Genomic DNA, 21,486 nt, shown 5'->3' with positions numbered 1-21,486 from the left:
AACAGCTACCGGTCGTGATGCCCTCCACCCGCGAAACCCTTCGGCAGTTGCTGTTGCACCCGACCGACTTCTTCGAGCGCCGCCGCCCGGCCGACACGCTCCCGTACGCGGTCGCGCTCGTCGTAGTGCTGGCGATCGCGACGGTCGTCGGGACGTTCGTGGTCGGCTCGATGCTCGCCGGCGCGATCGACGCGACGGTCACGATGGACAACCCCGAGCGCCCGCCGGACTGGATGTGCGAGGACGCGGACAGCCAGGGGTCGACCCCGACGGGCTGTGACGAGCCGGAGACGGTCGAGCGCGACGCCGGCGCGCTGGTGTACGACGCGGTAACGGGCTACGCGCCGCTGCTGTTGTTCGCCCCGTTCGTGATGTGGGTACTCGGCGCGATAGTGCTCAACGTTGCCGGACGATTGGTGGAGGGATCGCCGACCTGGAGCGGCACGTTCGCGCTCTCCGGCTGGGCCGCGCTCCCGGAGCTGGGCCGGCTCGTCGTCGGGGTGGCCGCTCTCCGGTACGCGCTGTGGGACACGACGATCACGAGCGTGCAGCAGGCCCCGGCCGCGCTCGAGGCAGCGATGGCCCCTGTGGCTCCGATCGTGACGGTCGCGACGATCCTGACGGTCGGCTGGCAGTGGCACCTCCTGTCGGGCGGGCTGGCCGTCGACGCTGACGTCCATCCCCGCGCGGCCCACGTCGCCGTTGGCGTGCCGCTCGGGGTCTGGCTGCTGCTGGCGCTCGCGTAGGCTCGACCCGCTTCGTTGTTCTCGTTCGTGAGGACTGCTAGAAAGCGCTCGGCAGCTCTTTATAAGCAGGTTTGAACATATGAGACGGTCCTGCGCTCGACAGCACCGCAAACACCGGGAAAGCCCTCGGCCGCTCTTTATAAGCAGGTTTGAACAGGTGAGACGGGCTTGCTCTTGACAGCACCGCAAACACCGGGAAAGCCCTCGGCCGCTCTTTATAAGCAGGTTTGAACAGGTGAGACGGGCTTGCTCTTGACAGCACCGCAAACACCGGGAAAGCCCTCGGCCGCTCTTTATAAGCAGGTTTGAACAGGTGAGACGGGCTTGCTCTTGACAGCACCGCAAACACCGGGAAAGCCCTCGGCCGCTCGCGGTCGCTGAGCGACATATCCGCGCTCTCCGCACCGTCCGCGCGGATAGGGGTCGACGCAGCGACTCCCCTCCGGCGCGACCGGCCGTCGCCCTTTCAGTCCGCCAGGACAGCGACCGCAACCGCTCAGCACCGCGACCGCACAGCGACCGCAACCGCCCAGCAACCCCGACAGCACCGCCCAGCAACCGCAAGCCTCGGCCCTCCCCAGCCTCGGTTGGGGCGCGCCGGGACCGCACAACCTCGGCGCGCCCCGCCCTCCCTCGCACGCGTTGCTCGCGCGCGCCGACCGCCCCGCTCCGCACGCCGGCCAGCTGGCGCGAGGTCGCTGGCGACAAAACCGCCGCGAGCGACGCCAGACCACCACTCCCGGGCGGGACTGAAAGGGGCAGCCGCTGCGCGGGACGTCCTGCGACGTAAGCGACGCGAGAGCGAAGCTCTCGCTAGTCTGAGTCTTCGACTCAGGCACCGCAACGGCGAACGAGCGAATCGAGTGAACCGTGAGGAGCGCAGCGAGCAGCGCGAGCGCTCAGCGGCTGGGGCTTTCTGGGGGTCCCGAGTGGTGTCGCTCGCGACGACGACCGATCATCCATATAAACGCGACCGCACAGCGGCTGGAGCTTTCCAGGTATGCTGAGTGGGGTCGCCGACGACGATGCCCGATTATCCACATAAGCGCGACCGCTCAGCGGCTGGGGCTTTCTGTGTGTACCGAGTGGTGTCGCAAGCGGCGATAGCCGAACTTGTTTATAAACAGACCGCCTCAGCGGCTGGGGCTTTCAAAGCTTCAGCGCGTCCCGACACCGGATCGTGCTATCTGGTCACACGGATGTCTGACACAGATTTATACCCCTTCGCCGACGGGTTTCTGGCATGAGTAATCGGGTGGAGGAGCTCGAACGGCAGGTCGCCGAGCTGCAGGCTGCCGTCAACGGGCTCACTGAGGAACTCGTCGAGATGAAGGAACGCGTCCGGCAGGTCGAGGACGCGAACGACACCGACGTCCGCACGGAGGGCTCCCGCCCCGTCGGTGGGGCCGCGGACGAACCGGATACCGAATCCGCGTCGGCAACGCCGGGCACGGAGGCCGACGAGGACGCCGCGGCCGACACGACCGACTCGCGCACCGACGACATCCGCGTGCCGGAACAGGAGGCCACGACGCCGGATGCCGAAGCGACTAAAGCCGAGGAGGGCAAGGAGTCAGCAGACGCAGACGACGGGGAGTCGGACGAGAGCGACATCATCGTCGCCTAGGCTCGCGACCCCCACCGCGAGCGCACCATGCACATCAAAGAAGTAGTCCTCGACCAGTTCAAGAGCTTCGGGCGGAAGACACGGATACCCTTCTACGAGGACTTCACGGTCGTCACCGGGCCGAACGGCTCCGGGAAGTCCAACATCATCGACGGGATCCTCTTCGCGCTCGGCCTCGCGCGCACCCGCGGGATCCGGGCCGAGAAGCTGACGGACCTGATCTACAACCCCGGCCACGAGGACGGCCAGGAGAGCTCCGGGCCGAAGGAGGCCTCGGTGACGGTGATCCTCAACAACGAGGACGGCGCACTCGACCGATCGCAGGTCGTCTCCGCGGCCGGCTCCGAAAACGTCGGCGACGTCGACGAGATCACCATCAAGCGCCGCGTGAAGGAGACCGAGGACAACTACTACTCCTACTACTACCTCAACGGGCGCTCGGTGAACCTCTCGGACATCCAGGACCTGCTCGCGCAGGCTGGCGTGACCCCGGAGGGGTACAACGTCGTCATGCAGGGCGACGTCACCGAGATCATCAACATGACCCCGTACCAGCGGCGCGGGATCATCGACGAGATCGCTGGCGTCGCCGAGTTCGACGCGAAGAAGGAGGACGCTTTCGAGGAGCTGGAGACGGTCCAGGAGCGCATCGACGAGGCCGACCTCCGCATCGGCGAGAAGGAGGACCGCCTCGACCAGCTCGCCGACGAGCGCGAGACGGCCCTCCAGTACCAGGAGTACCGCGACGAGAAGGAGGAGTACGAGGGCTACCTGAAGGCCGCCGAGCTCGAGGAGAAGCGCGAGACGCTCGCCGACCTCGAGGCACAGATCGACGACCAGGAGGACGAGCTCGCCGAGCTACAGACCGAGCTCGACAGCCGGCAGGGGAAGGTCACGCGCCTCCAGGAGGACCTCGAGGACCTCAATCACGAGATCGAGCGGAAGGGCGAGGACGAGCAGCTCGAGATCAAATCGGAGATCGAGGAGGTCAAGGGCGACATCTCCCGGCTCGAGGGGAAGATCGAGAACACGGAGGAACGCGTCGAGGAGGCCGAGACCGAGCGGCGCAACGCGTTCGTCCAGATCGACCGCAAGCAGGAGGAGATCGACGAGCTCGAGGCCGACTGCAAGGAGATCAAAGTCGAGAAGGCCTCTGTCAAAGGCGACATCGCCGACAAGAAGGCCGAGCTCGCGGAGATCGAAGCGGAGATCGAGGGGATCGACACCCAGTACGACGAGCTGAAGGCCGACCTCTCAGAGAAGAAATCCGAGCTCGAGGAGGTCAAGTCGGCGATGAGCGAGAAGCAGCGCGAGAAGGACCGCCTGCTCGACGAGGCTCGCCGCCGCTCGAACGCGGTGAGCGAGGCGGAAACGGAGCTGCAGGAGGCCCGCGAGGAGATCCCGGACCTGAAGGCCCGCATCTCCGAGCTCAAGAGCGAGCTCGACAAGGCCGAGAAGAACCAGGAGACCATCGAGGACACCGTCGCGGACCTCTTCGCGGAGAAGAGCGAGCTCCAGGAAAAGCTCGACGAGGTCGACGACGACCTCCGGGCGAAGCAGAACGAGTACGCCCAGCTGGAGGCCGAGGCGAAGGACCGCGGCGACACCTCCTGGCCGCGCGCCGTCACGACCGTCAAGAACGGCGGCATCGACGGCGTCCACGGCGCCGTCGGCGAGCTCGGCTCTGTGGAGACGGAGTACGCCGAGGCGTGTGAGACGGCCGCGGGCGGCCGGCTGGCGAACGTCGTCGTCGACGACGACGGCGTCGGCGACACCTGTATCGACTACCTCAAGAGCCGGAACGCGGGCCGCGCGACGTTCCTCCCGATGACGGAGATGGACAACCGCGGGCTCCCGAACAAGCCGCGGGATCCCGGCGTCGTCGACTTCGCGCGCAACCTCGTCGACTACGACGCCGAGTACGAGGGGATCTTCTCGTACGTCCTCGGGTCGACGCTCGTCGTGAAGGACATGGAGACCGCGCGCCACTACATGGGCGACTACCGGATGGTCACCCTCGACGGCGACCTCGTCGAGAAGTCCGGCGCGATGACCGGCGGCTCCGGCGGCGGCTCCCGCTACTCCTTTACGAAGTCCGGCGGCGGGAAGCTCGAACGCCTCGCGAAGGAGATCGAGGAACTCGAGGACGAGCGACAGTCGCTCGAAGCCGAAGTTCGCGAGCTGGAGTCCGACATCGACGACGCCCGCGAGCGGAAGTCGGACGCGGCCGACCGCGTCCGCTCCGTCGAGGCCGACGTCGAGCGCGCCGAGGAGGACCTCGCGGAGCGCAAAGAGCGCATCGAGGAGCTGGAGGCCGAACTCGAGGAGCTCCGCGAGGAGCGCGAGACGGTCGACGAGCAGATGGCCGACATCGACGCCGACATCGAGGAGCTCGGCGCCGAGCGCGACGAGCTCGAGGCCGAGATCGACGAGATCGAGGCCGAGCTCGAGGACTCCCGCATCCCCGAACTCACCAGCGAGGCCGACGATGTCCGCGAGGAGATCGACGAGCTCGAGGACCGCATGGACGAGCTCGACGGCCGGCTCAACGAGCTCCAGCTCGAGAAGGAGTACGCCGAGGACGCGGTCGACGAGCTCCACGAGACGGTCGAGGAGGCCCAGAACCGCAAGGCGGAGGCCGAAGAGCAGATCACGGAGTACGAGGAAGCGATCGAGGAGAAGGAGGCGGTCCTCGAGGAGAAACGCGAGCAGATCGCGGAGCTCGAGGCGGAGCTCGCGGACCTCAAGGAGGACCGGACCGAACTGCGCGAGGAGCTCCGCGAGGCGAAGGACGCCCGCGACGAGCAGCAGGGCAAGGTGAGCGAAGTCGAGTCCGTGCTCGAGGACCTCCGCGACCGCGTCGACCGCCTGGAGTGGGAGGTCGACGAGCTCGCCTCCCAGGTTGGCGAGTACGACCCCGATGAGGTGCCGGACCACGACGAGGTCGAGGAGCGCATCGCCGAGCTCGAGGCCGAGATGGAGGCCCTCGAACCGGTCAACATGCTCGCCATCGAGGAGTACGACGAGGTGCAGGCGGACCTCGAGGAGCTCCAGGAGCGCCGCGACGTGCTCGTCGAGGAGCGCGACGCCATCGAGGAGCGCATCGAGAGCTACGAGGCCCAGAAGAAGGAGACGTTCATGACGGCGTTCGACGCCATCAACGAGCACTTCCAGAACATCTTCGAGCGCCTCTCGGCCGGAACCGGGGAGCTCGTTCTCGAAAACCCCGAGGACCCCTTCGAGGACGGCCTGACGATGAAGGCCCAGCCCGCGGACAAGCCCGTCCAGCGGCTCGACGCGATGAGCGGCGGCGAGAAGTCGCTGACCGCGCTGGCGTTCATCTTCGCCATCCAGCGGCACAACCCCGCGCCGTTCTACGCGCTCGACGAGATCGACGCCTTCCTCGACGCGGTCAACGCCGAGCGCGTCGGCGAGATGGTCGACGACCTCGCGGGCGACGCGCAGTTCGTCGTCGTCTCGCACCGCTCGGCCCTGCTCGAGCGCTCCGAGCGCGCCATCGGCGTGACGATGCAGGAGGACAACGTCAGCGCCGTCACCGGGATCCAGTTCGACGGCGACGGCGAGGAGGAGGTGCCGGCGGATGACTGAGGACGACTTCGTTCCCGACGTCGACCTGACCAGCGACCGCGACGGGGCCGCCCCCTTCGGCGACGACGGAGACGAGACGGAGTCGCCAGCGACGGCGGCGGACGAGAACGCGACCACCGACGCTGGCGACGCTAGCGACGAGAGCAACGACGTTAGCGACGACGACGTCGACGACGCCAGCGACGACAGCGTCGTCGAGGAGCTCGACATCACGCATCCCGACGAGACGGACGAGGACGAGGTCGAGCCCGTGGAGCTCCTCGTCCAGCTCGCGGAGGAGGGCGAGATCGAGCCGTGGGACATCGACATCGTCCAGGTGACGGACGCCTTCCTCGAGAAGCTCGACGAGACGGACCTCCGGACCTCCGGGCGGGCGCTGTTTTACGCCTCCGTGCTGCTCCGGATGAAGAGCGACGGGATGCTCGCGGACGACGACGAGGACGACGAGCCCGAACAGGAGCCCTGGGAGGTCGCGATGGAGGGCGGCGAGCCCGACGTCGAGGCCGGCTTCGACCCGGTCGACCAGCTCGAGGCGGAGATGGACCGCCGGCTCGAGCGGAAGAGCACGCGCGGCTCCCCCGAGACGCTCGACGAGCTCGTCCGCGAACTGCGGGAGGCCGAGCGGAGCTCCTGGTGGAAGGAGTCCCGCGAGTACGACACCTCCGAGTCGCCGTCGGCGTACGACCGCGGGACGCAAACGGTCGACTACCGCTCCGGCGACGAGTTCCGGCAGGACGCCGAGCCGACCGCGGGCGACGTGACGGGCGGCACCCACGACGAGGACATCGAGGCCGTCATCGAGGACGTCGAGGCCGCGCTCCGGACCCAGTACGACAAGGGACGCAACGAGGTGCTGTTCTCGGAGGTCGAGTCCGCCGGCGGCCGCGAGTTCATGACGTTCCTCGCGCTGCTGTTCCTGGCTCACCGCGGCGCCGTCCGGCTCCAGCAGGACGAGCTGTTCGGCGACCTCTGGATCAAGGACCCGTCGGCGCCGAGCGTCGACGCGGAAGCGATCGCGGACTGATTTTTAAATAGTGGTTGGAACCACGGTTTTTCCATTTGAAATAGCCTGAAACAGTCGTTACAGCAAGCCAGCTTACCTATTGACCGGGATTCGTTTCCTGTATCCGAATTGTCGAGGAAAACAAGCCACGGACGATAACTAATATATAGTGTAGTTTAGAATATTGAACTAATGCCCGTCACCAACACCGCCTATCCACACTGTGGCATGAGACCTTGGTGAATGTCCCTGATAGGGGCACGACTATTCAAAAAGTCGTACGGTATTCTAGATTCAATATCGGTTGGGACACGGAGGCAGCCTGTAGAGAGTGTGACGAAAACTTCCAGGTCTATTACGAGTGACGCCTGTCTCCCAGATGTATTCTTTTGTATAGACCAGTAATCAATCTGGACAGGTACAGGTGATACTCTCGCCTCTTCGGATAACTAATCTGAAATACTGAGCAACTCAGTAATGACTGACTTTTTGCCAGACAGAGACACTCTCTTAGGAGGTTTTCGACATTGACTGTGACGTATCTATATTAAACATGTACTCCATTGGGAGTATATCGATCTTTTCAAATTTTCTGACTAACACTTTGAGCGACTTCGATTCTGCTTTCTTCTTCACTTCCGCGTATGATTCGCGCCCTTTCACCACTGCGAGGGTCGCGGCGATAAAGAGCTTGAACGCTTCCTCAATATCGTCGTCAGTGTGAGTATAGACTCCTAAACCGCCCTTACAAATATCTCGCAACTCCTGCTGAGAGGCGTCTCCCACGCCTGCAATTGCGAAATAACAACGATTCCGGGGAAGGAACCCTGCTTTGCGGATTGCCTCGCGGACATCTTCTAATTGTGCATCGCTTTCATTCTCAATGCCGTCTGTGAACGTCAGAAGTAGGGCTGGCATTCCCGTCCGACCACCCTCCACCTGTGCCTTCTGTAAAGTGAGAACCGACTTGATAATCGAGTCATAGAGTGCTGTCCGGCCCCCGGTTGAAAGTGAGCCAATATCGCTCTTCACTTCTCTCGGAGTTTTCCGGGGCTTGCCGACTGAGTAGGAGTTATCGAAGTGAGATACCGCACCGAAATGCCGCCCCTCCTTGTGGAGATCGTCGACGAAATCCTTCGAGTTGTCCTTCACTCGTTTCATCTTGCTCGGGCCGGAGGAACTAAACAAGCCACACATTGTTTCAGCGAGTTTCGAGTTGATGAATTGGCGATGCTGGTGCCGCTAAAGCCGTTTCAGAGCTTTTCTTTTGCGAATGTCATTTTTAACACTCTTCATGACTGCCCGGTGATCCCGACGCTGTCGCGAGAGTGCGTTCTTAAACACGAGTCGCAGATGCGAAGGTGAATACATCTTGAGAGCCGCTCGAATAGTGTCTACCGCATATCGGACAGAGTACCGCTTGGACGCTCGCGGATGATCGTAATAATGGGTATCCGCGAGGTGCATCACCGAGTAGTCGAGAACTTTCTTCTCTTTCTTCGAGAGTCCGGAAGACTTGCTCTCCACCGCGGACTTTTCACTTTCTGAGGGACTGTCCGTTAGCTTCCCCAGGAACGTAGTGGCTGCCGTGACTGTTCCGGGCGGCAGTCCGGTGATCGTTCCAAGCACCTCCTCGGACACACCCTCTATGGCACTCTCCCGCATGCAGTTAGAAATGCTATATGAAAGATTAAAATACTATTCTAAGATAATCGACAATCCCACCCCCTGTACTGACCAATTCTTGCGCTCTAGTTCCGACGCCCGAACTGAATAACGAAATTGAGTTCCAACTCCGTAAAAGCGTAAAGCCTGGGTCGGCCGCTACAGGTACTCGCCCAGCAGCGGCTCGACGCGGTCGCGGGTTTCCTCGGGGATCGCTTCCGTCGGCGTGTTGATCGTGCCTTCGAGCGACGAGTGCGCCTCGCACTCGTGGTCCTCGGGGAGCGTGCGGACCGCCTCCTCGACGGCGGCCTTGATCGCAGCCTGGTTCTGCTCGGCGTTCTCCAGCACCTCCTCGAGCGTGACCTCGCTGTCCTCCTTCCAGACGTCGTAGTCGGTGACGCCGGCGATGGTGGCGTAGGCCATCTCCGCCTCGCGGGCGAGCTTCGCCTCGGGGATCGCGGTCATCCCGACGACGTCCCAGCCCTGCGACTTGTAGAACTCCGACTCGGCGCGCGTGGAGTACTGCGGCCCCTCGATGCAGACGTACGTGCCGCCCTTCACGACCTTTGTGTCGTCGTCAGTCGTCGCTTCCGCGGCCTCGGTGAGGTGGTCGACGAGCTCCGGGCTGTACGGGTCCGCGAACGGCTGGTGGACGACCACGCCGTCGCCGTAGAAGGAGAGGTCGCGGTGTTTCGTCCGGTCGTAGATCTGGTCCGGAACGACGAGCGTGCCGGGCTCGAGCTCCTCCTTCAGACTCCCGACCGCGTTCGACGCGAAGATGTGCGTCACGCCGGCCTGCTTCAGCGCGTACATGTTGGCGCGGTAGGGGAGGTCCGTCGGCGACACGCCGTGCTGGCTCCCGTGCCGGGGCAGGAACGCGACTTCGCGGCCGGTGTCGCCGAACGTGCCGATGGTGACGGCGTCGGACGGTTTGCCGTACGGCGTAGTGTACTCCTCCTCGCGGACGTCGTTCAGGGGGAGGGCCTCGTAGATGCCGCTCCCGCCGATGAAGCCGATCATGCCCGACAGTCCGGTCGGGCGATATTTATAAGGAGTGAGTCGGCGTGGCCGGCGACCGGTTCGGGGCCACGACGGGCGCTCAGATCACCAGCCCCGACTGCAGGACCGCGATCACGGCCGTGAGGACCGGGATCGACAGCAGCGTCGTGACGAGGACGCAGGTCGAGACGTACTCTGGCACCGAGATGCCGCCCGCCTCGCGGTCCGCGGCGAACTCGACGACGAGAATGACCGGCGTCACCGCCGCCGGCATCGCTGTCTCGAGGACGAACACGCGGGCGACGGTCGGGTTCTCGAAGCCGAGCAGGAGCGCGACGCCGAGCCCGACCACGGGGGCGACGCCGAACTTCAACGCCGTCCCCTTCCAGGCCTGTGAGACCGCGGCTCCCGTATCCGTTCGCGCGAGCTGGATCCCGAGGATGAGCAGCATCACCGGGATCGAGGAGTCGCCGACGAGCTGGAGCACCTGCATCCCGGCGGTGTCGCTCGCGGGGACGACGTTCAGCGCGCGCGCCAGTAACGCCCCGAGGACCGCGTACAGCAGCGGGAGCCGGAACACGCGCTTCACGCCGGCGAGGCCGGACGACCCGCCGCTCCGCGACGCGATGTAGACGCCGACGGTGTACATCAGCATGGCCTGCACGGAGAGGAAGAGGACGGCCGTCTGCCGGCCCACGTCGCCGAAGGCGAAGTCGGAGACGGGAATGCCGAGGTTCCCCGAGTTACAGAAGACCGCGACGAGCAACAGCGCGCTGAGTACCGGCTCCTCCTCGCCGGTCGCGCGGCCGACGAACTCGGAGATACCGAGCATGACGCCGGTGAAGACGAGGATACCGACGGCGACGCGGGCGAGCGTCCCCGCCGCCAGCTCCGTCACCGCGAGACTGTGGAACACCAGGGCCGGCGCGAAGACGTAGACGACGGCGGTGTTGAGCGGCTCGGGGTCGACGTCCTTCAGCGTCGCGAGCGCGTAGCCGACGCCCGCGATGGCGACGATAGGACCGACCGCAGAGGCAAAGATACCGAAGAGATCGACCATTTACCCGTCCGTATCCCTCGCAGCCTCGTAACGGTCGCGGATCCGGGCGACGAGCGCCTTCCCGGTCGGAGTCCGGAGGCGCGGCTCCGCCGTCGCGAAGAACTCGTCGAGCGCCTCGTACTCCTGAAACGCCGCCGGCTCGCCCTCGCTCGGCTCGTAGCGGTCGCGACGCTCGTAGAACAGCGCCTGCAGGCACATCTCCACGAGGTCGAGCTCCTTGACGAGGATCGCTTCCGGCGTCTCGCGGGCCTCGTACTCCTCCCACGCGTCCCGCAGGTGGTCCGGCAGCGGACCGGCGAGATCCGCCATCGCCTCGCGCTCGAGGGCTTCCTTCTCCTCGGCGTCCGGCACGTCGGCCGTGTCGACCGTCGAATCGGCCCGCGTCGCCACGTCACCGGTTTCGGCTTCGGCGACGTCGTGAACGACGGCGAGCCGGAGCGCGCGGTCGAGATCGAGGTCGGGGAGGTCCGCCCGGAATCGGTCGGCGAGAGCGAGGCAGAGATAGGCGACGCCCCACGAGTGGCCCGCGACGGACTCCGGGTCGTCGACGCCGCGGAGCTGCCAGCCGGTGCGGCGCTCGTCCTTGAGCTGGAGGGCGTCGAGAAGCGCGTCGAGTTCGGCGTCAGCGTCGAGGTCGGCGTCGGTGTCAGGGTCGGCGTCGGTGTCAGGGTCGGGTTCGGACTCCTCCATGGCAGTCGAGTCGGTGACGCCGCCGCCGTCGATCGGGTCGCCGTCGATCGGGTCGCCGTCGTCGCCGTCGCCACCGTCGGACGAGTCCCCGGGCACGTCAGTCGGCGAGTCGCCAGCTATCCGGCCCGGCCGGGGCGATCACGTCGCGGCGCTCCATCTCCGTGAGCACCTCGGTCAGCCGGTCGGGCTGGGCGATCTCCATCTCGATGCGGTCGACGCTGTGGAACTCCGAGAGGTAGTGGCGGATGTCCTCCTCGTCGAACTCGGTCCGGTCGGCCTGCTCCATGACCCCGGAGACGAGGTCGATCATGTCCTCGATGAAGTTCCACGGGTAGACGATCCAGGCCCACTCCTCGAGCTGCTCGCCGACGTAGTCCGGCTCGAACTCGGAGGTCTGGAGCAGCTGGAGCGTCGCCGTCCGGACCTCGTTCGGGTTCCGGTCCTCGACGTACTCCTCGGCGCGCCGGATCGACCCGCCGGTGTCGGCGATGTCGTCGATGATGAGCACGTCCTTGTCCTCGACGCTACCCTCCGGCATCGGGTACCGGACCTGCGGCTCGTCGGCCTTCTCGGCGGTCCCGACGTAATGCTCCATCTTCAGGCTCGTCAGGTCGTTGAGCCCGAGGAAGTCGCAGAGACAGCGGCCCGCGAACCAGCCGCCGCGGGCGAGCGCGACGACGACGTCCGGCTCGAACTCGGCCCGCTTGACCTGGTTGGAGACGTTCCGGCAGAGCCCGTAGATGTACTCCCAGTTGGTGATAGTACATGTGAAGTCGTCCGGGAGGTCACTCATGACGGGTCGAACTGGCGCCCGAGCCGGCATAAGGGTTTATAGGCTGGCCGGCTGCGGCGGACCGCCGGCCCACGGCCTGCGGACGGCCTCGGACCGACGGGTCCCCAACGGCCATAACCCTTCCCTGCGTCGGCTCGCATATGGTCGACGAGGACCCCGACGCAGTCGATGCCGGAGACAGCCCGCTCGACGACTTCGACCACGAGGCGCACCTCCGACGCGCCTGCGACCTCGCTCGCGAGGCGGCCGCCCGCGGCGACGAACCGTTCGGCTCCGTGCTCGTCCGCGACGACGAGGTGGTCGCCGAGGCGTCGAACCGCGTCAACACCGAGGACGACCTGCGACGCCACCCCGAGCTCGACCTGGCGGAGCGGGCCGCCCGGGAGTTCTCGCCGGCCGAACGCGCGCGCACGGTCATGTACACGAGCACGGAGCCGTGCCCGATGTGTGCCGGCGGACTCCGGTACGCCGCGCTCGGGCGTGTCGTCTACAGCGTCGGCAGCGACGAGGTCGCCGCGTTCACGGGCCGACCAGAGCCGGAGGTTCGGTCGAGCGACGTGCTCGCCGGCGTTACCGAAGTGGTCGGGCCCGTGCTGAACGAGGAGGGGCGTCGCGTGCACGAGGCCTACGACTGGTCGTCAGTGTAGACTGTCGCTTGATCTGGATTTCGTGAGTTGGTGTTAGGATAACCGACTGTCGCGAGCGACGTCTCAGGAGTAAGCCAGAGTTGGGCGAACACGGGGACGCCTTTCTCCTGCGGTTGTTTGATCGTCGTCGCGGGCGACACCAATTAGCATGCACAGATAACCCCAGCCATTGAGCTGTCGCACTTATAAATAAGATCAGGCTTCGTCGTGATCGACACCACTCAGCATGCCCGGAAAGCCCCAGCCGCTGAGGCGGTCGCACTGCTCGCTGCGCTCCTCACCCGGCTCGCTCCCTCACTCCGTTCGGTCGCTCGCCGGGATTGCGGTGCCTGAGTCGAAGACTCAGACTAGCGAGAGCTTCGCTCTCGCGTCGCTTGCGTCGCAGGGTGTCCCGCTCAGCGGCTGCCCCTTTCAGTCCCGCCCAGGAGTGGTGGCCTGGGCGTCGCTCGCGGCGGTTGGTTGGCCGTCGCGGCGCTGGTGCGGTGGCGCGCGCGAGAAACGCGTGCGAGGGAGGCCGGGGCGCGCCGACGCGGTGCTGGGCCGGCGCGCCCCGGCCGAGGCTGGGGAGGACTGAGGATTGCGGTTGCTGGGCGGTCGCGTCGCCGTCGCGGTGCTGTCGCGGTTGCTGTGCGGTCGCGGTCCTGGCGGACTGAAAGGGCGACGGCCGGTCGCGCCGCAGGGGAGTCGCTGAGTCAGGCCCTATCTGCGCGGGTGGTGCGGAGAGCGCAGATATCCTGCTCAGCGACCGCGAGCGGCCGAGGGCTTTCGAGAAGTTTGCGGTGCTGTCTAAAGCAAGACCGAATCACCAGTTCAAACCTGCTTATAAAGAGCGGCCGAGGGCTTTCCCGGTGTTTGCGGTGCTGTCAAGAGCAAGACCGTATCACCCCTCTAAACCGGCTTATAAAGTGCGACCCAGGAAACTCCCCGAATGTTCGCGTTGCTATCGGGTCACAAGCGATATCTGCGGAAATCCAATCCACCGACAAACCGATACAGCGCGTCCGCTACGCGTCGAAAACGCTGAAAAGATACTGCGTTACTGAATGTGGCCTTCGCGGCGCAGCTGGTCCGCGGCCGAGTCGTCGTAGCGGTACTCGACGTTCGCCTTCTCGTCCTGGAACGACCACGGCTCGGCCAGCACGACGTCGCCCTGATTGATCCAGTTGCGGTACTTCATGCGGCCGGGGATCCGACCCATTCGCTCCTCACCGTCGGCACAGCGCAGCGTTACGCGGCTATGACCCAGCATCTCGGTGACAACTGCAAAAACCTGCTCGTCATTGGGCATCCGAAGATCTCGGCGCCCCGAATTCTCACTCACAACATAAATAGACGGCCCAGCGGTTTAAGGGGTTGGATCGTGTGAGGGCGGGGCGTACCACGCGGCGAGCGCCTGCCGAATATCGAAGCGCTCGACCGCGCGAGACCAGCTGCTACCGGCTCGAATCCGGCATCGAAGAAACGGGAATTGCGGTCGCCCACGCCGAGCTATCGAGCGTGAAACGAGTGCAGGAGAGTAGCGGGAAGTGGATTTGAACCACCGATCTCCGGGTTATGAGCCCGGCGGAATCTCCTGGCTATCCCATCCCGCTATGTCATCAAATGCGGGTGGAACGGTTAAGGGTTCTGATTCGGATGCCGTATCCCGATTCCGCCGTCGATCATTTATAAGTAGAAACGCCGCTCTGAGCGGCCGACGACGGGAGGAACACGACGTTCGAGTCCGGCAGCGGTGGTGGACGGCGCGCCACTCCGAGAGCGACGGTCGGAAACGCCCGCTCAGCTGGCGGTCACGCGCCACGTGATCAGGCTCTCGGCGACGTAGTTGATGACGAAGGAGAACGCGATGGCGATGGGGAGCGTCACGACGTCCCAGATATCCGTGTCGAGGACGACGACCTGCACGTCGAGGCCCGTCAGGAACGCCACGACCGCGAACTGGACCGCGAGGCCGGCCGTGCGCACGAGGTTCGACTTGAGCAGGCGGCGGAGCTTCGGCACCAGCCCGAGCGCGCCCTCCTCGGGGAACGTCCAGTGGTCGTTGACGAGGAACATCAGCACGATGGCGATCTCCGCGCCGACGAGCTTCGCCCACTGCGGCGGGAGGATCGCGGCCAGCGTCAGCACCGAGCTCACGGAGACGTCGACGACGGCCCCGGCGGCGCCGACGGAGAGGAACTTCCCGAACCGGGTGCCGGCCGCGAGCTCCTCGACGGAGTCGTGAGCCATCAGTCGGACCCCCCGGATCCGGGCTCCGTGTCCGACGTGACGCTGTCCGACGAGACGCTGTTCGACGCCGCACTATCCGACGCGACGCGGTCGGACACCGACGCGACGTCCTCTTCGACCGCCTCCCGGAGCGCGCGGTGGATCGTGCTCCCCTGGACGGCGCGCGCTCGGTGCCGGGCGACCGCGAGCCCACGGAACATTCGGAGCGTGTCCGCGACGGGGTCGACCGTGGATCCGGGCTGGTCCTCCCACGAGATCGGCACCTCGCGCACGCGCCCGCCGTGGGCGGCGACCAGCGCGACGAGCTCGATGTCCCAGGCGAAGCCGGGCTCGTAGATCTCCCCGCGGACTGCCTCCCAGAACTCCGCGGAGAGCGCTTTGGCGCCGCACTGGTAGTCGTACAGCTGCGCGTCGAGCATCCGCCGAGCGAGCCAGGCGAAGCCGTCCCCGAGGAACCGCCGGACGACGCCCTGGTGGCCGCCGACGTCGGACTCGGGATGGCGCCGCGATCCGACCGACAGATCCGCATCGTCGTCCAGGACCGGCGTCACGACCGCCGAAAGCGACTCGGCCGGGGTGGCGCCGTCCGCGTCGGCGAACGCGAGGACGTCCGTCGAGAGCGCGTCGAAGCCCGCGGTGATGGCCGCCCCCTTGCCGCGCCGGCGGGCGACGGCGTTGACCGTCGCCGGGAGGTCCGCCAGCGCGTCGACGACCGCCTGGTCGGGGTCGTCGAGCTCGATCCGGAGCGTCTCCGGGGCGAGCCGATCGTCGATAGCCCGGACGTACCGGCCCAGTCGCTCGACGTCGGGCCGGAACGCGGGGACGACGATCCCGAGGCTCCGTGTCATAGCTACCGCTATTCTGTTGGTCGTGAAAAGGGGTTTGACTTGCGGGGCATTCTGTGGCTCCCGTCTTTATAACTGGGCAATGGTCGCGAAAGCTGTACTTTCAGTTGCGGTCGGCTGGAACGTCCTCAACCGCGATTTTGTTTAAAAGGGAGGTACAGACGCTGCTACACTTGACAGCACCGCAGACACCCAGAAAGCCCTCGGCCGCTCGCGGTCGCTCCGCGACATATCCGCGCTCTCCGCACAGCTCGCGCGGATAGGGGTCGGCGGAGCGACTCCCCTGCGGCGCGACCGGCCCTCGCCCTTTCAGTCCGCCAGGACCGCGACGGCAACCGCACCGCAACCGCCACCGCACCGCAACCGCCATCCTCAGTCCTCCCCAGCCTCGGCCGGGGCGCGCCGGCCCAGCACCGCGCGGCGCGCCACCGGCCTCCCTCGCACGCGTTGCTCGCGCGCGCCGACCGCCCCGCACCGCACGCCGGACAGCCGGCGCATGTCGTCGGCAACCCAACCGCCGCGAGCGACGCCCGGCCACCACTCAGTGGGCGGGACTGAAAGGGGCAGCCGCTGAGCGGGACGCACTGCGAAGCTAGCACCGCAATCCCGGCGAACGAGCGACCGAAGGGAGCGAGAGAGCCGGGTGAGGAGCGCAGCGAGCAGCGCGAGCGCTCAGCGGCTGGGGCTTTCTGGGCATGCTGAGTGGTGTCGTAAGCGAGGTGAACCGACTTTGTTTATAAGTGCGACCGCTCAAAGGCTGGGGCTTTCTACGTGTACCGAGTGGTGTCGCAAGTGAGATGAACCGGCCCCATCTATAAGCGCGATCGGTCAGAGAACCGTTCATTCTGGATGTGTCCAGTAGCGTCGCCAGCAACGGCAGCAGAACGACCCACGGATCGCCAAAAATCCGAAAACGTATGGGGGATGGCGCATCTCTCCCCGGCATGGAATACCTTCTCGTCGGCTGGTGGCTCCTCGCGTTGGCCGCCCTCTCCGCGCTGGCGTTCCCGCTCTGTGCGCGGGTCTTCGAGCGCGTCCCCGGTCACGGCGTCGGGTTCGCGCCCATCGTGGCCGTGTTCACGCTCACGGTCGTCGGCTACTGGACCGGCCAGGTGAGCTTCGGCCGACACACGCTATGGCTCGGGCTGCTCGCGCTCGCCGGGCTCTCCGCGGCGGCCGGCCTGGACCGGGAGGCGCTACGCAGCGGGCGGGTACAGCTCGCTCCCGACCTGGACCGCGTCGACCCGCGGGCCGCCGCGCCGGCCGCGCTCGTCTTCCTCGCGGCCTACCTCCTGCTCGTCCTCGTGCGCGGCGCGGACCCGGCGGTGAGCGCGCTCGGCGGCGAGAAGTTCCTCGACTACGGCCTGCTGCGGACGCTGCTCCGCGCGGAGACGCTCCCGCCGTACGACATGTGGTTCGCCGGCGAGCCGGTGAACTACTACTACGGCGGCCACCTCGCCGCGTCGCTGCTGACGCGACTAACGTCGACCCCGCCCGCGTACGCGTACAACCTTGCCCTTGCCGGGTTCTACGCCACCCTCGTGACCGCCGCCTTCGAGCTTGCTCGCGGTATCGCGGCGGGCCGGGCCGTCGACCGCGGGGACTCGGGTGAAGGAACGGACCCTTCCGCTCACGGCATCCGCGCTGGGCTCGCGGCGGCGTTCTTCGTCGGCCTCGCGAGCAACCTCGTCACTGCCGGCCGACTGGCCCTGAGCCTGCTCCCCGACGGGCTGGCGACGGCGCTGGCCGGATTCGTCGCCGCGCGCAGCCGCGTCAGCGCCGAGGAGCTGCTGGCCGGGACCGGCGACTTCTACTACTGGACCGCGAGCCGGGTCATCCCCGGCACGATCAACGAGTTCCCGTTCTTCGGCTTCCTGAACGGCGACCTCCACGCGCACATGATGGTCGCCCCCTTCCTCCTGCTCGGCGCCGGGATCGCCCACGCGTACTGGCGCACGCCCGCCGCGGACCTGCGTCGTCGCCGCGCGCTCGTGTTCGGCGCGGTCCCGCTGCTCGGCGGGACGATCATCGTCGTCCACACCTGGGACTTCCCGACGCTCGTCGGCGTCGTCTGGCTGGCCCTCGCCTTCGCGCCCGCGACGCCCCTCACGCTGCTGCCCCGCGGCGACGAGACCGTTGCTGCCCTCCGGGAACGACTCGGGACGGGCGTCCTCGCCACGGAACTCGAGCGAACGGGCGGCGCGCTCGTCGTCGCCGGCGTCGCCGGCGTGGTCGGGTTCCTCCTCGGCGCCCCCTTCTTCTTCGGGGCCGCGACCGGCCAGGAGCCGACCCTGCTCGACCCGGCCGACCGCGCGAACGTCGGCTCGCTGCTGATCGTCCACGGTGCGTTCGTGGCCGCGTTCCTCGCGTACCTGTTCGGGCGCCTGCTCCAGGGCGGCGACGTTGCGGCGTCGGGTGCTGAGACGGCGACGGCACCGGCAACGGGTACGGCGACGGCAACCGCGACGCCCCCGGCCCGCTCGAACGGCTGGCTTCCCCTGCTCGTCGGCGCCCTCGCGCTCGTCGTCGCCGGGCTGCTCGCCGGCTTCCCCGCGCTCGCGGTCGTCGGCCCGGTGCTCGTGTTCGGCTGGGCGGCGCTCCGGCTGGACCGCGACGTCGGCTTCGAGACGGCCCTGTTGGTCGGCGGCGCCGGCCTCGTCGGCCTCGTGGAGATCGTCTACGTCGCGGAGCAGGCCGGACCGGGACGGATGAACACGGTGTTCAAGGTGTACTTCCAGGTCTGGGTGCTCTGGGCGGCCGCCATCGGCGTGACCCTCGCGGAGCTGTGGGCGAACGGGTTCGCCGGCGTTCGCGACGCGGTCGCCGACGCGGCGGCCCGCGCCGGCAACGCTACCGACCGGACCTCCGAAACCGGCCTGCTCGGTCGGGTGCGACGGCGACTCCCCGCCAGCGGGACGCTGGCGAAAGTGTTCGTCGGGCTGCTCGTGCTCTCGACCGTCCCGTACGCGGCGCTCGCGCTCGACAACCACTTCGCGGCGCACGACGTCGAGACGCTGGACGCGACGGCCTTTGCCGACCGCGAGCATCCGGCTGAGATGCGGGCGATCCGCTGGCTGGACTCGCGAGCGACCCACGAGGACACGCTGCTGGAGGCACCCGGGACGAGTCGGTCGCCGGGGGGGCTCGCGAAGGACCCGGGCACGCCGGGCATCTACACCTGGCGGGCGAACCCCGCGTCGAGCCTGACCGGCATCCCGACCGTCGCCGGCTGGGTCCACGAGGTCGGCTACCGGGGCGCCGAGCCGTACTTCGACCGCGTCGCGGACGTCGACCGCGCGTACGCCGGCACCAACGCGGAGCAGGCGGCGGTCCTCGACGAGTACGACGTGACGTACGTGTGGGTCGGGCCGACGGAGCGCCAGCGCTACGGCACCGTCGAGTTCGCGGACCTCCAGGGTGTCGAGGTCGCGTACGAGACGGACGCCGTCACGATCTATCGCGTCGACCAGGACGAGTTGGACAGCTGACCGAATTCGGGGCACTCCGCCGGCCTGAGCCTGTCGCCGGCTCTCACGTAACAAAATCCGATCGGGGGACTTTACGCGGTTCCGCTCCTAGCGCTCGTATGGTCGATGCCTCGGTCGTGGCCACCCTCGTCGCGCTGTCGGTGACCGCGAGCCTCCCCTTCTTCCTCTACGGGGCGTGGATTATGATCGACGCCGAGACCGTCACCTGGGACACGCTCGTCTACCACCTCAAGTTCATCGTCGTCGGCCTGGTCCTGACGACCGGGCCGCTCGTCGGGTGGATGATCCCCCGGCTGTTCAACCAGCTGTCCGGGCTCGCGATGATCCACGCGTTCCTCGGCCTCCAGGCGTACGCCCTGCTGGGGTTCGCGCTGACGGGGATCGTCCGCATTTTCCAGGCGAAGCGGAACGCGAACCTGTACAGCGACCCCGACCGAGACGTCGACCTCGACGACCTCCACGAGAACATGGGCCACTGGCGGACGCGCCTCCGCGTCGGCGTGTTCGGCTACACGCTCCTCTGGATCGGCGCGTGGCTAACGGGGCTGTATCGGTTCTACGCGCTGCATCTGGCCTGAAGGCAGAAAAGCCGGAAGTAACTCGAGCGGCCTCAGTTCTCCCAATTCTCGCCGTCCGCGAGGTCAACGCCGTTGTCCACCTTCGAGGAGGGGCAGATGTCCTCGAGCACGCAGTCCTCGCAGTCGGGATTGCGTGCGGTGCACGTCGCGCGGCCGTGGTCGATCATCAGGTGGGTCAGCTGCTGCCAGTCCTCCTCGGGGACGATCTCCCTGAGCTCGTCTTCGATCTTCTCAGGACGTTCTTCCTCGACGATCCCCAGGCGCTGTGAGAGGCGCTGGACGTGGGTGTCGACGACGATCCCCTCGACGACGTCGTGGCCGTGCTGAAGCACGACGTTGGCGGTCTTCCGGCCAACGCCGGGGAGGTCGGTGAGCTCGGACATCGTGTCCGGCACCTCGCCGTCGTGCTCGTCGACGATGGTCTCGCAGGCCGACGTGATGTACCCGGCCTTGTTGTTGAAGTAGGTGATCGAGTTGATATCCTCCGCGAGCTCGTCCTGGTCGACCGCGGCGTAGTCCTCGGGGCCGTCGTACTTCTCGAACAGCTCGTCGGTGACCTTGTTGACGCGCTCGTCCGTGCACTGCGCCGAGAGGATGACCGCGATGAGCAGTTCGAGTCGGTTGGAGAACTCCAGCGAGATCGTCGAATCCGGATACTCCTCGTAGAGCCGGTCGAGGACCTCCTCGACCTGCTCCTCGGGCGTATCAAGTGCCGTTCCCATGGGTATTGGTTGGCGGCAATCGTGTTGAACGGTTCGGAGTCTTATTAACCGGTATGGCGGGGTTCGTGCCGATTGGATTCGGCCGCTCTTTATAAGCTAATTTAGAGAGGTGATACGGACTTGCTCTCGACAGCACCGCAAACACCCAGAAAGCCCTCGACCGCTCTTGCTTATAAACTGGATCCACAGGTGCAGACGCTGCTGCGCTTGCCAGCACCGCGAACACCCAGAAAGCCCTCGGCCGCTCGCGGTCGCTGAGCAGGATATCTGCGCTCTCCGCACCGCCCGCGCAGATAGTGCCTGTCTCAGCGACTCCCCTCCGGCGCGAGCGGCCGTCGCCCTTTCAGTCCGCCAGGACCGCAACCGCGACGGCAAAGGCGACCGCAACGCGACCGCAATACCTCAGCCCTCCCCAGCCTCGGCCGGGGCGCGCCGGCCCAGCCTCGGAAGACGTTCCGGGCTGCCTGCGGTAGCGGGCTGCCGGGCTGCGACTTCCGGCCCCTCGTTCGCTTCGTCGCCGGCGCGCCATCGGCGCGCCGGCTGCCCGAGAGACCTCCGGTCTCTCGCTGCTCACGAGGACACCGCTCCGGCGCGCCCCGGCCTCCCTCGCACGCGTTGCTCGCGCGCGCCGACCGCCCCACGTCGCACGCCGAACAGCCGGCGAGCGACGACCGCCAAAGAACCGCCGCGCGCGACGCCCCAGCCACCACTCCCGGGTGGGACTGAAAGGGGCAGCCGCTGAGCGGGACGCCCTGCGAAGCAAGCACCGCAACCCGGCGAGCGAG

18 protein-coding genes and 1 tRNA gene are annotated in these 21,486 nt (G+C 66.6%); 7 read left to right on the top strand and 12 right to left on the bottom strand.

The annotated features are described in order from the left end of the window. Positions 1-17 precede the first annotated feature (17 nt). On the top strand, positions 18-746 hold the full coding sequence (locus ACQE3M_RS05945) for a YIP1 family protein (protein WP_430504548.1): 729 nt from the start codon (positions 18-20) through the stop codon (positions 744-746). 37 nt (positions 747-783) lie between these two features. On the opposite strand, the gene ACQE3M_RS05940 is transcribed toward ACQE3M_RS05945, so the two are convergent. Then, complete coding sequence (locus tag ACQE3M_RS05940; protein ID WP_430504547.1) at positions 784-1,134, bottom strand: hypothetical protein; 351 nt, start codon at positions 1,132-1,134, stop codon at positions 784-786. Positions 1,135-1,989: 855 nt separating this feature from the next. On the opposite strand from ACQE3M_RS05940, the gene ACQE3M_RS05935 reads away from it, so the two are divergent. Genes ACQE3M_RS05935 through ACQE3M_RS05925 form a run of 3 tightly spaced genes read left to right on the top strand, consistent with a single transcriptional unit; the run spans position 1,990 to position 7,006 of the window. Beyond that, entirely contained in the window at positions 1,990-2,373 is a 384-nt protein-coding gene (locus tag ACQE3M_RS05935) for a DUF7518 family protein (RefSeq protein ID WP_430504546.1), read from the top strand. Positions 2,374-2,400: 27 nt separating this feature from the next. Then, on the top strand, positions 2,401-5,982 hold the full coding sequence (smc, locus tag ACQE3M_RS05930; RefSeq protein ID WP_430504545.1) for a chromosome segregation protein SMC: 3,582 nt from the start codon (positions 2,401-2,403) through the stop codon (positions 5,980-5,982). After that, positions 5,975-7,006 carry a segregation/condensation protein A gene (locus ACQE3M_RS05925; RefSeq protein ID WP_430504544.1) on the top strand — a complete coding sequence of 344 codons (1,032 nt, stop codon included), beginning with the start codon at positions 5,975-5,977 and terminating at the stop codon, positions 7,004-7,006. Before smc ends, ACQE3M_RS05925 begins: the two co-directional genes overlap by 8 nt. Before the next feature lie 489 nt (positions 7,007-7,495). Here the strand turns inward: ACQE3M_RS05925 and ACQE3M_RS05920 are convergent, their stop codons facing one another. The 6 genes from ACQE3M_RS05920 to ACQE3M_RS05895 all read right to left on the bottom strand — a co-directional run bounded on the left by ACQE3M_RS05920 (position 7,496) and on the right by ACQE3M_RS05895 (position 12,192). Next, on the bottom strand, positions 7,496-8,182 hold the full coding sequence (locus ACQE3M_RS05920) for a vWA domain-containing protein (protein WP_430504543.1): 687 nt from the start codon (positions 8,180-8,182) through the stop codon (positions 7,496-7,498). A gap of 45 nt (positions 8,183-8,227) precedes the next feature. Next, complete coding sequence (locus ACQE3M_RS05915) at positions 8,228-8,650, bottom strand: hypothetical protein (RefSeq protein ID WP_430504542.1); 423 nt, start codon at positions 8,648-8,650, stop codon at positions 8,228-8,230. Between the two features lie 159 nt (positions 8,651-8,809). Next, positions 8,810-9,670: an S-methyl-5'-thioadenosine phosphorylase gene (gene mtnP, locus ACQE3M_RS05910; RefSeq protein WP_430504541.1), complete on the bottom strand. Its 861-nt coding sequence runs from the start codon at positions 9,668-9,670 to the stop codon at positions 8,810-8,812. Positions 9,671-9,749: 79 nt separating this feature from the next. After that, on the bottom strand, positions 9,750-10,709 hold the full coding sequence (locus ACQE3M_RS05905; RefSeq protein WP_430504540.1) for an AEC family transporter: 960 nt from the start codon (positions 10,707-10,709) through the stop codon (positions 9,750-9,752). Then, on the bottom strand, positions 10,710-11,399 hold the full coding sequence (locus ACQE3M_RS05900; protein WP_430504712.1) for an HD domain-containing protein: 690 nt from the start codon (positions 11,397-11,399) through the stop codon (positions 10,710-10,712). A 97-nt stretch (positions 11,400-11,496) separates the two neighbouring features. Beyond that, positions 11,497-12,192: a phosphoribosyltransferase gene (locus ACQE3M_RS05895; protein WP_430504539.1), complete on the bottom strand. Its 696-nt coding sequence runs from the start codon at positions 12,190-12,192 to the stop codon at positions 11,497-11,499. A gap of 140 nt (positions 12,193-12,332) precedes the next feature. On the opposite strand from ACQE3M_RS05895, the gene ACQE3M_RS05890 reads away from it, so the two are divergent. Then, positions 12,333-12,839 carry a nucleoside deaminase gene (locus ACQE3M_RS05890; protein ID WP_430504538.1) on the top strand — a complete coding sequence of 169 codons (507 nt, stop codon included), beginning with the start codon at positions 12,333-12,335 and terminating at the stop codon, positions 12,837-12,839. Between the two features lie 1,036 nt (positions 12,840-13,875). On the opposite strand, the gene eif1A is transcribed toward ACQE3M_RS05890, so the two are convergent. The 4 genes from eif1A to ACQE3M_RS05870 form a co-directional block, all read right to left on the bottom strand. Continuing rightward, positions 13,876-14,160, bottom strand: a complete 285-nt coding sequence (eif1A, locus tag ACQE3M_RS05885) for a translation initiation factor eIF-1A (RefSeq protein ID WP_430504537.1) — start codon at positions 14,158-14,160, stop codon at positions 13,876-13,878. A gap of 196 nt (positions 14,161-14,356) precedes the next feature. Then, positions 14,357-14,431, bottom strand: a tRNA-Met gene (locus tag ACQE3M_RS05880). 187 nt (positions 14,432-14,618) lie between these two features. Continuing rightward, complete coding sequence (locus ACQE3M_RS05875) at positions 14,619-15,068, bottom strand: GtrA family protein (RefSeq protein ID WP_430504536.1); 450 nt, start codon at positions 15,066-15,068, stop codon at positions 14,619-14,621. Next, positions 15,068-15,916, bottom strand: a complete 849-nt coding sequence (locus tag ACQE3M_RS05870; protein ID WP_430504535.1) for a glycosyltransferase — start codon at positions 15,914-15,916, stop codon at positions 15,068-15,070. The genes ACQE3M_RS05875 and ACQE3M_RS05870 overlap by 1 nt, the downstream gene beginning before the upstream one ends. Before the next feature lie 941 nt (positions 15,917-16,857). On the opposite strand from ACQE3M_RS05870, the gene ACQE3M_RS05865 reads away from it, so the two are divergent. Together ACQE3M_RS05865 and ACQE3M_RS05860 are read left to right on the top strand one after the other, a co-directional pair. Continuing rightward, on the top strand, positions 16,858-19,401 hold the full coding sequence (locus ACQE3M_RS05865; protein WP_430504534.1) for a DUF2298 domain-containing protein: 2,544 nt from the start codon (positions 16,858-16,860) through the stop codon (positions 19,399-19,401). Positions 19,402-19,499: 98 nt separating this feature from the next. Further along, on the top strand, positions 19,500-19,979 hold the full coding sequence (locus ACQE3M_RS05860) for a DUF7321 family protein (RefSeq protein WP_430504533.1): 480 nt from the start codon (positions 19,500-19,502) through the stop codon (positions 19,977-19,979). Positions 19,980-20,011: 32 nt separating this feature from the next. Here ACQE3M_RS05860 and nth read toward each other — a convergent pair whose 3' ends face one another. Continuing rightward, positions 20,012-20,701: an endonuclease III gene (gene nth / locus ACQE3M_RS05855; protein WP_430504532.1), complete on the bottom strand. Its 690-nt coding sequence runs from the start codon at positions 20,699-20,701 to the stop codon at positions 20,012-20,014. Between the last annotated feature and the right edge of the window lie 785 nt (positions 20,702-21,486).

This window comes from Halosubterraneus shenae, from assembly GCF_050510935.1.
GTDB lineage: Archaea > Halobacteriota > Halobacteria > Halobacteriales > Haloferacaceae > JBDGPU01.
The sequence above is the reverse complement of the archived record's forward strand: the minus strand, read 5'-3'. Positions and strand labels throughout refer to the sequence as shown.